General features: G+C 71.8%; 13 protein-coding genes. 10 read left to right on the top strand and 3 right to left on the bottom strand.

Features of this window, described 5'->3' with window-relative positions:
• The first annotated feature begins 71 nt into the window (after window positions 1-71).
• Complete coding sequence (locus AB0I54_RS24715) at window positions 72-446, top strand: STAS domain-containing protein (RefSeq protein WP_363298310.1); 375 nt, start codon at window positions 72-74, stop codon at window positions 444-446.
• A 149-nt stretch (window positions 447-595) separates the two neighbouring features.
• Window positions 596-1,105: an EF-hand domain-containing protein gene (locus AB0I54_RS24710; protein WP_363298309.1), complete on the top strand. Its 510-nt coding sequence runs from the start codon at window positions 596-598 to the stop codon at window positions 1,103-1,105.
• On the opposite strand, the gene AB0I54_RS24705 is transcribed toward AB0I54_RS24710, so the two are convergent.
• Window positions 1,084-2,601: an AMP-binding protein gene (locus AB0I54_RS24705; RefSeq protein ID WP_363298308.1), complete on the bottom strand. Its 1,518-nt coding sequence runs from the start codon at window positions 2,599-2,601 to the stop codon at window positions 1,084-1,086. The two genes, AB0I54_RS24710 and AB0I54_RS24705, sit on opposite strands and share 22 nt — an antisense overlap.
• A gap of 135 nt (window positions 2,602-2,736) precedes the next feature.
• On the opposite strand from AB0I54_RS24705, the gene AB0I54_RS24700 reads away from it, so the two are divergent.
• The 4 genes from AB0I54_RS24700 to AB0I54_RS24685 all read left to right on the top strand — a co-directional run bounded on the left by AB0I54_RS24700 (window position 2,737) and on the right by AB0I54_RS24685 (window position 5,764).
• Window positions 2,737-3,870: an acyl-CoA dehydrogenase family protein gene (locus AB0I54_RS24700; protein WP_363298419.1), complete on the top strand. Its 1,134-nt coding sequence runs from the start codon at window positions 2,737-2,739 to the stop codon at window positions 3,868-3,870.
• Between the two features lie 8 nt (window positions 3,871-3,878).
• The gene (locus AB0I54_RS24695) at window positions 3,879-4,748 is read left to right on the top strand and encodes an acyl-CoA dehydrogenase family protein (protein WP_363298418.1); all 870 of its coding nucleotides are present in this window, start codon (window positions 3,879-3,881) and stop codon (window positions 4,746-4,748) included.
• Window positions 4,749-5,146: 398 nt separating this feature from the next.
• Entirely contained in the window at window positions 5,147-5,284 is a 138-nt protein-coding gene (locus AB0I54_RS24690) for a hypothetical protein (RefSeq protein WP_363298307.1), read from the top strand.
• Window positions 5,285-5,302: 18 nt separating this feature from the next.
• Entirely contained in the window at window positions 5,303-5,764 is a 462-nt protein-coding gene (locus AB0I54_RS24685; protein WP_363298417.1) for an ATP-binding protein, read from the top strand.
• A 267-nt stretch (window positions 5,765-6,031) separates the two neighbouring features.
• Here AB0I54_RS24685 and AB0I54_RS24680 read toward each other — a convergent pair whose 3' ends face one another.
• Window positions 6,032-6,958 (bottom strand): cyclase family protein, encoded by a 927-nt coding sequence (locus AB0I54_RS24680; protein WP_363298306.1) that lies wholly within the window; start codon window positions 6,956-6,958, stop codon window positions 6,032-6,034.
• An 85-nt stretch (window positions 6,959-7,043) separates the two neighbouring features.
• Here AB0I54_RS24680 and AB0I54_RS24675 point away from each other — a divergent pair, with 85 nt between their 5' ends.
• From AB0I54_RS24675 to AB0I54_RS24660, 4 genes are all read left to right on the top strand, one after another.
• A complete protein-coding gene (locus tag AB0I54_RS24675; RefSeq protein WP_363298305.1) occupies window positions 7,044-7,958 on the top strand; it encodes an SDR family oxidoreductase in 915 nt (304 codons plus the stop codon).
• Between the two features lie 131 nt (window positions 7,959-8,089).
• On the top strand, window positions 8,090-9,244 hold the full coding sequence (locus AB0I54_RS24670; protein ID WP_363298304.1) for an acyl-CoA dehydrogenase family protein: 1,155 nt from the start codon (window positions 8,090-8,092) through the stop codon (window positions 9,242-9,244).
• Window positions 9,244-10,293: a Zn-dependent alcohol dehydrogenase gene (locus tag AB0I54_RS24665; protein WP_363298303.1), complete on the top strand. Its 1,050-nt coding sequence runs from the start codon at window positions 9,244-9,246 to the stop codon at window positions 10,291-10,293. Before AB0I54_RS24670 ends, AB0I54_RS24665 begins: the two co-directional genes overlap by 1 nt.
• A gap of 111 nt (window positions 10,294-10,404) precedes the next feature.
• A complete protein-coding gene (locus AB0I54_RS24660) occupies window positions 10,405-11,712 on the top strand; it encodes an MFS transporter (protein WP_363298302.1) in 1,308 nt (435 codons plus the stop codon).
• On the opposite strand, the gene AB0I54_RS24655 is transcribed toward AB0I54_RS24660, so the two are convergent.
• Window positions 11,709-12,311: a flavin reductase family protein gene (locus tag AB0I54_RS24655; protein ID WP_363298301.1), complete on the bottom strand. Its 603-nt coding sequence runs from the start codon at window positions 12,309-12,311 to the stop codon at window positions 11,709-11,711. The genes AB0I54_RS24660 and AB0I54_RS24655 overlap by 4 nt on opposite strands.
• Window positions 12,312-12,322: the final 11 nt, after the last annotated feature.

The following is a 12,322-nucleotide window of genomic DNA, read 5'->3' as shown; positions in this document are numbered from 1 at the left end:
CGGAAAGAAACGTAGGAACTGCTTCCATTTCCGGGCGGTTCCATGAGATCCGGCGAGCGGAGGGCTGGGCCGTGGCATTCAAGGTGACCGGCATCGAGCGGGGCGACTGGGCCGTGCTCCGGGTGTCGGGCGAACTGGACCTGGTGACATCACCGGTGCTGCGGCAGCGGGTGCACGACGTGGTGGCCGAGGGCCATCACGAGCTGGTCCTCGACCTCTCCGAGGTCTTCTTCTGCGACTCCAGCGGCGTCGGCGTACTGATCGCCGCCCGCCGCCTGATCCGCTCCTGCCGGGGCAGACTACGGCTGATCCTCCCCGCCCTGGGCACGGCGGACGGCTCCCACGTCAACCGGGTCTTCGCCGCACTGGGCGTCCGCCGCCTGTTCGACGTCTACCCGGACCTGGAATCCGCCACGACGGAGGACACGGAACCACTGTCGGCCTGAGTCCGCGGGATCAAGCCACTGCCACACTGTTGTCCCGGAATTCCCCCGGTCTTGGCACAACCGTAGGTTTTCCGTCCCCAGGTGGGGCGGAGCGTCGTACGCTCCCGGTCAGACGTACCCCGACGTGACGTAAGGCGGCCCGAAGAGACATGGTCAGCAGCGAGTACGAGCGAAGGATCGCCGCCCGGTTCGCCACCTTCGACCAGGACGGCAACGGCTGGATCGACCGGGAGGACTTCAGCGGAGCGGCCAAGGCGCTGCTCGCCGAGTTCGGGACCGCGGCCAGATCCGACAAGGGGCAGGCCCTGTACGCGGGCGCCGAGGCGTTCTGGCAGGGCATGGCGGGCATCGCGGACCGCGACGGCGACCAGCGCATCACTCGCGAGGAGTTCGTGAACGGCGCGGTCAAGCGGCTGCACGACAACCCCGACCGGTTCGCCGAGATCGCCCGCCCCTTCCTGCACGCGGCCCTGGACCTCGCCGCCGCCCCGGACGGCACGGCCACCGTGGAGGACACCGCGCGGGTGCTCAGGACCCTCGGGGTGCAGGACGACATCGCCCGGTCGACCGCCGGCGCGCTCGACACCGACGGCGACGGCCGGGTGGGCGAGGCGGAGATCGTGCCCGCGGTCGCCCGCTACTTCACCGTGTCCGAATAGCGCTCCCGCAGCTTGTACTTGAGCACCTTCCGCAGGGTCTCGTTGCGCGGAAGGGCGTCCACCACCTCCAACTGCTCCGGCAGCTTGTGCACCGACAGCCCTTCCGCGCGCAGATACGAGGTCACCGCGTCCAGGGTCAGCCCGGCGGCCTCCGCCGGCTGCGCCGCCGCCTCTATCACCGCGCACACCCGCTCCCCGCGCTCGGCATCCGGCAGGCCGATGACCGCCACGTCCCCGACGGCCGGGTGCCGGTGCAGCAGGTCCTCGATCTCCTTCGCGGAGATGTTCTCGCCCTTGCGGATGATCACGTCCTTGGACCGGCCCGTCAGCACCAGATGACCGCTGCCGGTCAGCTGCCCGAGGTCGCCGGTGCGCAGGAAGCCCTCCTCGTCGAAGGCCTCCGCCGTCTGCGCCGGGTCCAGATACCCCTGGCAGACCGCCTCCCCGCGCAACCGCACCTCCCCGTCGACGATCCGGATCTCCATCCCCCGCGGCGGCCGCCCCTCCGTCGTCGCGAGGTTCTCGGCCGTGTCGTCCGGCGACCCCATGGTGATCATCGGAACTTCCGTCATGCCGTACCCGTGCGTGAGCTGCACCCCCATCTCGCGGACCACCGAGTGGTACACCTCCGGCGGCTTCGGCGCCCCGCCGCCCGCGAGCAGCCGCAGCGTCGGGATCACCTTCTCGCCCGGCTGTTTGCGCTGCTCGGCGAGGAACATCGAGTAGAACGCCGTCGACCCGCCCGCCACCGTCACCCCGTGCCTGCGGTACCCCTCCAGTGCCTGGGGCAGCGCGAACTGCTCGAACATCACCGCGGGGAAGCCGTAGAGCAGGAGCATCACCGTGTAGTCGGGCCCGGCGATGTGCGCGTACGGGAACGCCATCGAGCCCACGTCCGCCGCCGACAGATGCAGGGCGTGGGCGAGGCAGGAGCCCCCCGCGATCAGTGAGCGGTCGGTGTGCAGGACGCCCTTGGGGTCGGAGGTGGTCCCCGAGGTCCAGTAGATCCAGCGGACCGAGGTGCCCTCTGCGGGCGGGGCGGGGAGCACCCCGGGATCGCCGTCGGGCAGGGCGTCGTACGCCTCGAAGACGCCCTTCGCGCCCAGCCGCCGCGCCATCTCCGTGTGGTCGAAGCCCCGCCAGGTGCCCGGTACGGCGAAGAACTCCGCCCTGGACTCCCGCAGCGCGAAGCCGACCTCCCGGTCCCGGTAGAACGGGATGACCGGGGACTGCACGGCGCCCAGCCGGGCCAGCGCGAACGACAGCACGGCCGTCTCGATCCTGGTGGGCAGCTGCCAGGCGACGACCGTGCCGGGCCGCACCCCCATGCCGTACAGGCCCGCCGCCACCCGCTCGGCGCGCCCGCGCAGCTCCCCGAAGGTCAGCGCCCGGTCGTCCTGGAGGAACACCGGCCGGTCGGGGGTGAGTTCGGCGCGTCGCACGACCAGGTCGCAGAGCGTGCGGGACGTGCTCAGTTCGTGTGCGGTGGCGTTCATCCCGGCACCCTCCGTCAAGCTGACGCTACGTCAGATCGTGCGGCAGAGCGTAGGGCCGGGCGCCTTGTCGGTCCAGAGGCGCGGGGCTAGCCTGCCCCAAGTATCTGACGAAGCATCAGATAAGTGGGGGCCGGAATGGACCTGTCGTACACGCCCGAGGAGGAGGACTTCCGGGCCCGGCTGCGGGAGTGGCTGGCCGAGGTGCTGCCCGGCCTGCCCCCGAAGCCGTCCCCCGACGACTGGCCGGCCCGGCGCGCGTACGACCTCGGGTGGCAGCGGGCGCTGTACGACGCCGGGTACGCGGAGGTGCACTGGGACGGATCACCGAGCGTCCGCCTGATCTTCCTGGAGGAGACGGAACGGGCGGGCGCGCCCTACGTCGGGGCGAACTTCGTCGGGCTGCTGCACGCCGGACCGACGATCGCCGCCGAGGGGACGCCCGAGCAGCGGGCCCGCTGGCTGCCGCCCGTGCTGCGCGGCGACGAGGTGTGGTGCCAGGGGTTCAGCGAGCCGGACGCCGGCTCCGACCTCGCCGCACTGCGCACGCGCGCGTGGCGGGACGGCGACCACTACGTGGTGAGCGGGTCCAAGATCTGGACCTCGCACGCGGAAGTCGCCGACTGGTGCGAGCTGTTGGTGCGCACCGACCCCGCGGCGCCCAGACACCGGGGCATCACCTGGCTGGCCATGCCCATGGACGCGCCGGGCATCACGGTACGTCCGCTGCGCACCCTCGCCGGGTCGGCGGAGTTCGCGGAGGTGTTCCTGGACGAGGTGCGGGTGCCGGTGGCCAACCGGGTGGGCGCCGAGAACGACGGCTGGCGGGTGACCATGGTGACGCTGTCCTTCGAGCGCGGCACGGCCTTCGTCGGCGAGGTGGTCGCCTGCCGCCGGGTCCTGTGCGAACTGGCCCGTGAGGCCCGCAAGAACGGCCGCTGGGACGATCCGGTGCTGCGGCGCCGGCTGGGCCGGCTGAACGCCGAGTTCCGGGCGCTGTGGCGGCTGACGCAGTGGAACGTGAGCGAGGCGGAGACGGGCGGCGGGGTGCCGGGCATCGGCGGCTCCGTCTTCAAGCTCAGGTACTCGCACGCCCGCCAGGAGCTGTACGACGCGGCGGCGGACGTACTCGGCGCGGAGTCCCTCGACCTCGGCCGGCCCTGGGTCCTCGACCGCCTCTCCTCCCTCTCGTACACCATCGCCGCCGGCACCTCGCAGATCCAGCGGAACATCGTGGCCGAACGCATCCTCGGACTGCCGAAGGGGCGGTGACACGCACCATGCGCTTCCAACTCACCGAGGACCAGCGCGCGTTGCGCGACGGTGTACGGCAGCTGCTGGCCCGGCGCTTCGACGCGGACGCGCTGCGGGCGGCCGTGGCCGAACCGGGCCTGGACCGTGCGCTGTGGCGCGAGCTGGGCGAGGCGGGCTTCTTCGCGCTGCGGCTGCCGGAGGCCCGGGGCGGGGTCGGACTCGGTCTGCCCGAGACCGTGTTGGCCTTCGAGGAGGCCGGGCGGGCGCTGCTGCCCGGGCCGCTGGTGGCCACGCATCTCGCGGCCGGGACCGTGGCAGGCGCGGCGACCGGGCAGACCGTCGTGACCGCCGTCGACGGCGGCCCGGTGGAGTGGCTGAGGGAGGCCGACGTGGTGCTCGGGGACGCCTCCGGGGCCGTGCCGCTGCGGTCGGTGGACCCGCTGACCCCGCTGCACCGGGTCCCGGACGCCCTCCCGGCCGCCACCGACCCCGTCGCCGTGCTCCTCACCGCCGCCGAACAACTCGGCACGGCCACGCGCGCGTGCGAGCTCGCCGTGCGCCACGCCCGGACGCGAGAGCAGTTCGGGCAGCCGATCGGGGCCTTCCAGGCGGTCAAACACCTGTGCGCGGAGATGCTGGTACGCGCCGAGACGGCCCGGGCGGCCGTCTACGCGGCCGCCGTCACCGCCGACCCGGTGGACATCGCGGCGGCCCGGCTGCTCGCCGACGAGGCCGCCGAACGCGGCGCCCGCGACTGCCTCCAGGTGCACGGCGGCATGGGCTTCACCTGGGAGGCCGAGGTGCATCTGCATCTGAAGCGGGCCTGGGTGCGGGCACAGCGTGGCGGCAGAGTAACGGAGAGTGAGGAGCTGCTCGCCCTGGATCTGCTGCGCTGAGACACCCGAACCGCCCCTGGGCTGCGGCAACCGTGTGGCGGGTGCGACGGATGTCGCGGATCGTGGCATACCGGAACTACGGAGCGTTGATACCGGGTTGTGTCCAACGCGTGACTCGTCACGGCCTGGAGTCGGCTGTCCGCTCCGGTACCTTCTGTGGGATGCGAGTGGTTCCGAGCACGCGCCATGCCGGTGTCGCCCCTGGGGCGGCCCCGCGTTCGGCGGTGCGCGCCGCCGCTTGCAGGGCGGTAAGGGCTTGTTCCCCCGCCCGTTCGACTCCCCTGAACGAGCGTCGCACAGTATGCCGCACGCGTACTCCTTCGCGCTGGAATATGCCCGAAGCGCTTGTTGGGGTGACTGTACGTCAACCATGCTGTCTCGTAAGGGAATCACGTTCCGTGACCCTTGCTCTGGCCGTTGTTCTGGCCATGCAGAAAATGGCTACGATCGTGGCCCTCGTCGTGGTGCTCGTCGCGACCCTCGTCGTGGCGTTCGCGTGGCGTGGGGTCATGTGTCCGCCGGTTCGGATGGTGTGAGCGGTGCAGGTGCTTCAAGTGCAGCTGGAGATCCGGCCCGACCCCGCGGAGGTGGGACGGGCCAGGAGGTGGGCCCGCTCGCGGCTCGCCGGGTCCGGGATAGCGGCGGACGAGCCGCTGGCCGAGATCCTGATCCTGCTCGTCTCCGAACTGGTCACCAACGCCGTGGTGCACACCGGCTGTCCGGCCGTGCTGCGGCTGTCGCTGCCCTCGGTGGAGGTCGAGTCGGCGACGGTGCGCCTGGAGGTGGCCGACACCAGCAACCGCGCCCCGGTGCCGCGGTGTGTGGACGGGAACGCGACCGGGGGGCGCGGCCTGGCGCTCGTCGACGGCCTCGCCGACCGCTGGGGCTGGAGCCCCGACGGCGCCGGCAAGCGCATCTGGTGCGAACTGGACCGTTGCGCCGAGCGCGGGGAGAGCACGGCGGCGTACGGGGGCGGGGTCGCCGAGTTCGAGGGGCTGGCCTTCGAAGCCGTGTAGTTCCGGTGCACGGTGATGCGCCGGGTGTGCATCCGTGCGCGGCAGTTCCAAACAGGATGTTAAGCAATAAATCGCCGTACCGGTGTTGACGCCTCGTGACCGTTTGATCACGCTTGTGCTCAGCGATTCGCCGCGAGGGGACGGCGAGGGCCTCGGTGACGGAAGCCCTCGTCGAGTGTGGGTCGAACCGGATGGCGGCGCGTGAGACGGTGCCCGCGCCGCCAACCGGAGCAACCGAGGGCCGCGCGCAACGGCGCGGAGGGCGGCTCAGAGAACGGCCACCGGCGCCACCGGAGTTCCCGTCGCCCCTACGAACGGCTCGGGCATGGCCGACAGCAGGAACGCGTACCGCCCCGCTTCTCCACAGGCTGTGGACAACTCTTCGAGATTCCAGTTCTGGCCCTGGAGCATCCCCATCTCCACCAGATCCAGGGCGTGCACGGGCAGCCACAGATTCTCGATCTCGGGCGGAAATATCTCGAAGGTGAGCGTGTCGTTCGCGACGGCCGCGACATCGCGCGCGTGGAACCACTCCGGGGTGCGCACCGAAAGACCCGGCGACGGATAGCCGTACCCGCGCTTGTCCCCGGCGAGATACACCTGGACCTGTCCGGTCCGCACCAGCACGATGTCACCGGCCCGCACCCGCGTACCGGCGAACTCCTCGGCCGCCTCCAGATCCTCCGGGGTGACCGCGTGCCCGCCGTCGAGCCGGTCCACGCCACGCGCGCGTGCCACGTCGAGCAGCACCCCGCGCGAGACGATGTGCCGCGCCTTGTCGATCCCGCTGAACTCGGCGCCGCCGTGCGCGGTGACGGTGTGCGCGGGACGGCCGTTGTAGAGCTTCCCGGAGTGCGAGACATGGGTCAGCGCGTCCCAGTGGGTCGCCGCCTGCAGCCCCATCGTCACCGCGTCGTCGCTGCACGCCACCGTCCCCGGCCCGAAGATCTCCTGGTTGATCTGCACCATCGCGTGCAGCGGATTGACCCGCCCCGGGATCATCCCGGTCTGCACACCGTCCTCGCGCAGCGCCAGCGCGAGCGGCACACGGCGGCCGGTGCGGACCGTCGCCGCCGCCTCGCGCACCACCTCGTCGGTGATCAGGTTCAGGGTGCCGATCTCGTCGTCCGCCCCCCAACGCCCCCAGTTGTTCACACGCTTGGCGATGTCGTGGAACTCGTCCGGCAGTGACATCGGGGCCTCCCCGGGGCTTGTCCTTCACGGTCCGACGCGCCATAAAATCTAACGGTCCGTCAGAAACCACGGGAAGGGGCCGGGCGTGGGGAACTTCTTGGCAGGCAAGGTCGTCGCCGTGACGGGCGCCGGACGGGGCATCGGCCGGGCCGTCGCCCTCGCCGCGGCGGCCGAGGGCGCCCGGGTCGTCGTCAACGACCACGGCGTGTCCACCGACGGCACCGCACCGACCAGCGAGGTCGCCGAGGCGGTGGTCAAGGAGATCGAGGCGACGGGCGGCGACGCGGTCGCGGTGGCCGACGACATCTCCACGATGGCGGGCGGGCAGCGGGTCGTCGACGCCGCCCTGTCGTCGTACGGCCGGCTCGACGGGGCCGTCTGCGTGGCCGGGATCCTGCGCGAGCGGATGCTGTTCAACATGACCGAGGAGGAGTGGGACCCCGTCGTCGCCACCCACCTCAAGGGCACCTTCACGGTGTTCCGCGCGGCCTCGGCGGTCATGCGCAAGCAGCGGTCCGGCACGCTCATCGGCTTCACCAGCGGCAACCACCAGGGCTCGGTGTCGCAGGCCAACTACAGCGCGGCGAAGGGCGGGATCATCTCGCTGGTGCGGAGCGCCGCGCTGGGCCTGAACAAGTACGGGGTGAGCGCGAACGCGGTGGCTCCGGTGGCTCGTACGCGGATGTCGGCGGGGGTTCCCATGGAGCTGAAGGAGATCGGCGAGCCGGAGGACGTGGCCGCGCTGGTGGTCTATCTGCTGTCCGAGCGGGCCCGCGAGGCGGGGGTGACCGGGCAGGTGTACACCGTTGCGGGGCCCAAGATCGCGGTGTGGGCCCAGCCGAGGGAACTGCGTTCGGCTTACTGCGAGGGCTCCTGGACGCCGGAGCGGATTGCCGACTTTCTGCCTGGGTCGGTGGGGGTGGATCCGATGCCGATGCTGGCGCAGCTGGAGGCGATGGAGAGGGCGGCGCGGGAAGGCTCTCGGCCCAACGCCCAATAGCTCGGGAGCCTTTGTGGGTTGGCGGCTGCGGGTTCGTTGTGGCCGTTCGCGCCCACGCGGCGGAGCCGCATATCGATACAGCCCCGCGCCCCTGGGTTGGTTCGTGCGAACGGTGCTGAGAGGAGAGGTTCGTGGACTTTGAGTTCACTTCCGAGGACGAGGCGTTCCGCACGGAGGCCAGGGCGTGGCTGTCGGAGCACGCGGACTCCGCAGCGGACCGCCGCAGCTGGGAACGCGCCCTCGGCAGGGCCGGCTGGATCGGGCTCGGCTGGTCGGAGGACGGCTACGGCAATCGGACCGTCGGTCTCACCCAGCAGGTCGTCTGGGCCGAGGAGTACGCGCGGTCCGCCGCGCCGCCGCGGTCCGGGCACATCGGGGAGAACCTGCTCGCGCCCACGCTCGTCGCGCACGGCAGCGACGCCCAGAAGTCCCGGTTCCTGCCGCCGATCGCCGCCGGTGCGGAACTGTGGTGTCAGGGCTACAGCGAACCCGGTGCCGGTTCGGACCTGGCCGGGGTGCGCACCACCGCCGTACGCGAACCGCAGGATCCGTACTACCGGATCAGCGGTCAGAAGATCTGGACCTCGCTCGCCCATGAGGCCGACTGGTGCTTCGTGCTGGCGCGCACCGACCCGGACTCGCGCCGGCACCACGGGCTGAGCTTCCTGCTGGTGCCGATGGACCAGCCGGGCCGTATCGAGGTGCGGCCGATCCGCCAGATGACCGGCACCAGCGACTTCAACGAGGTCTTCTTCGACGGCGCACGCGCGCACGTGGAACACGTCGTGGGAGGGGAAGGCGAGGGCTGGCAGGTCGCCATGAGCCTGCTCGGCTTCGAGCGGGGCGTGTCCACCCTCGCCCAGCAGATCGGGTTCGCCCAGGAACTGGAGCGTGTCCTGCGCACGGCCGTCGAGACCGGCGCCGCCGCCGACCCGGTCGTCCGCGACCGGCTCGTGCGCCAGTGGGCCGAGCTGCGCGCCATGCGCTGGAACGCCCTGCGCACCCTGGGCGGTTCGGGCGACCCCGGCGCGCCCAGCGTGGCCAAGCTGCTGTGGGCGGGCTGGCACCAGCGGCTCGGGGAGCTGGCGGTGCGGGTGCGCGGCGCGGCGGCGGGCGTGGGACCCGTGGACTGGTCGCCCTCGGCGCCGTACGAACTCGACGCGGCGCAGCACCTGTTCCTGTTCTCCCGGGCCGACACCATCTACGGCGGCTCGGACCAGGTACAGCGCACGATCATCGCCGAGCGCGTGCTCGGACTGCCGAGAGAACCCAAGGGGGTCGTGTGATGCGCGGTGTGATGTTCGACGGCGGGCAGGTCCAGGTCGCCGACGACCTGGAGGTGCGGGATCCCGGGCCCGGTGAGGTGCTGGTCTCCATCTCGGCGGCCGGGCTCTGCCACAGCGACCTGTCCGTGGTGGACGGGACCATACCCTTCCCCGTTCCCGTGGTGCTGGGGCACGAGGGCGCCGGGGTGGTGGAGGCGGTCGGCGAGGGTGTCCGTCATGTGTCGCCGGGGGACCACGTGGCGCTTTCCACCCTCGCGAACTGCGGTACGTGCGCGGACTGCGACCGGGGGCGCCCGACCATGTGCCGCAAGGCGATCGGCCGCCCGGGCAGGCCCTTCCGCAGGGGCGGGCAGCCGGTCCACCAGTTCGCCTCCAACTCCGCCTTCGCGGAACGTACGGTCGTGAAGGCCGTGCAGGCGGTGCGCATCCCCGAGGACATCCCGATGCCGTCCGCCGCGCTGATGGGCTGCGGTGTGCTGACCGGTGTGGGGGCCGTGCTCAACCGGGCCCGGGTGGGTCTCGGGGACACCGTCCTGGTCATCGGGACCGGCGGGATCGGCCTGAACGTCATCCAGGGCGCGCGGATCGCGGGCGCGGCGCGGATCGTGGCGGTGGACGCCAACCCGGCGAAGGAACCGGTGGCCCGGCAGTTCGGTGCCACGGACTTCCTGACTTCGACGCAGGGCGTGCGGGACATCCTGCCCACCGGCGCCGACCACGCCTTCGAGTGCGTGGGCCGGACCGAGCTGATCCGCCAGGCCGTCGATCTCCTCGACCGGCACGGTCAGGCGGTCCTGCTGGGCGTCCCGCCGGCCTCCGCGGAGGCCTCCTTCCTGGTCTCCTCCATGTATCTGGACAAGTCCATCCTGGGCTGCCGCTACGGCTCCTCCCGCCCCCAGCGCGACATCGCCCTGTACGCCGAGCTGTACCGGCAGGGGCGGCTGCTGCTGGACGAGCTGGTGACGGAGACGTACCCGGTCGAGGACTTCGAGAAGGCACGGGCGGACGCGGAGGCGGGGAGGGTGGCGCGGGGGGTGCTCACCTTCTGACAGGCGATTTCCGACCTGACTGGCGATTTCCGACCCACGTGGCCCGATCCTAATGAATGCTGTCCCTCGGGCCACTCGATGGCGGGGCGCTCAGAACGGACCCTTTATGGCGTGCCCCAGACAACCGAGGCCATCGCAGCCGCACAGGAACCGAAGTCCAGCCGATCGCCCCGCATCCACCGGGCGTGGTTCGTCGCCGCCGTCACCTTCGTCACGATCACCGGCGCTGCCGCCTTCCGCTCCCTGCCCGGTCTGCTCATCGACCCGCTGCACCAGGAGTTCGGCTGGTCGCGCGGCACGATCGGCGCCGCGGTCTCCGTCAACCTCGCGCTGTACGGGCTCACCGCGCCCTTCGCCGCCGCGCTGATGGACCGCTTCGGCATCCGCCGGGTGGTCGCCGTCGCGCTGACCGTGATCGCGGTCGGCTCGGGCCTGACGGTGTGGATGACGACGGCCTGGCAGCTGATGCTGTGCTGGGGTCTGCTGGTCGGTCTGGGCTCCGGCTCGATGGCGCTCGCGTTCGCCGCGACGGTCACCAACCGCTGGTTCACCACGCGCCGCGGCCTGGTGAGCGGCATCCTCACCGCGGCCTCGGCCTCCGGTCAGCTGATCTTCCTGCCGCTGCTGTCCTGGATGGTCGAGACGTACGACTGGCGCCCGGCCGCCGTCACGGTCTCCCTGACCGCCCTCGCGGTCGTCCCGTTCGTCTGGCTGCTGCTGCGCGACCACCCGGCCGACGTGGGCCAGAAGCCGTACGGCGCCGAGGAGTTCGTACCGAAGCCGGAACCCGTCACCGGCGCCGCCCGCCGCACCGTCACGGTCCTTCTCTCCGCGGTCCGCACCGGCCCCTTCTGGCTGCTGGCCGGCACCTTCGCGATCTGCGGGGCCTCCACCAACGGCCTGATCCAGACGCACTTCGTGCCCGCGGCCCACGACCACGGCATGCCGGTCACGGCGGCGGCCTCGCTGCTCGCGGTCATCGGGGTGTTCGACGTGGCCGGCACGATCGCCTCCGGCTGGTTCACCGACCGCTTCGAACCGCGCCGTCTGCTCGCCGTGTACTACGCGCTGCGCGGGATCTCCCTGCTCTTCCTGCCCATGCTGCTCGCCCCGTCGGTCCACCCGCCGATGATCTTCTTCATCGTCTTCTACGGCCTCGACTGGGTCGCCACCGTCCCGCCCACCCTGGCCCTGTGCCGGGAGCACTACGGCGAGGACAGCGCGATCGTCTTCGGCTGGGTGCTCGCCTCCCACCAGGTCGGCGCGGCCCTCGTCGCCTTCCTCGGCGGTGTGGCACGGGACGTCTTCGGGTCGTACGACATGGTCTGGTACGCCTCCGGCGCACTGTGCGCGGCGGCTGCCCTGATGGCGCTGGTGATCCGGCAGCGAGCGGCGGTTCCCGTGGCGGTCGCGGCCTAGCGGAAGCGCCCCTTGTGGAACAGCAGGGGAGCCGCGTCCTCGTCGGCCGTGCCCAGCGCGTCCACCCGGCCCACGACGATCAGATGGTCGCCGCCGGTGTGCACGGCGTGGACGGTGCAGTCGATCCAGGCGAGCGTGCCGGCCAGGCGGGGGGAGCCGGAGACGGGGGCCGCGCCGTATTCGACGCCCGCGAACTTGTCCGCGCCCCGCACCGCGAAGCCCCGGCACAACTCGCCCTGGTGGGCGCCCAGGACGTTCACGCAGAAGACGCCCGCGCGGGCGATCCGCGGCCAGGTCGTCGACGTACGGCCCACCATGAAGGCGACGAGCGGCGGGTCGAGGGAGAGGGAGGAGAAGGACTGGCAGGCGAAGCCCGCGGGGCCGTCCTCGCCGTCGGCGGCAGGGGCCGTGATCACGGTCACTCCGGTCGCGAAGTGCCCCAGCACGCGCCGGAACTCGCCCTGGTCGACCGGCGCCCGCTCGTCCTCCCCGACGCACCGCAGCTCCGGGCGCGGCAGCGCCTCGACGGGCCCCGGGGGCGGGGCGTCGACCGACCTGAGGTAGCGGACGGCGGCGGCCGCCATCCCTGCGTGTCCCATCACACCGCCCA

This window comes from Streptomyces sp. NPDC050625 (assembly GCF_040654755.1).
Taxonomy (GTDB): Bacteria; Actinomycetota; Actinomycetes; order Streptomycetales; family Streptomycetaceae; genus Streptomyces.
Note: the sequence above shows the minus strand (reverse complement) of the source record. Positions and strands in the feature narration are given on the sequence as shown.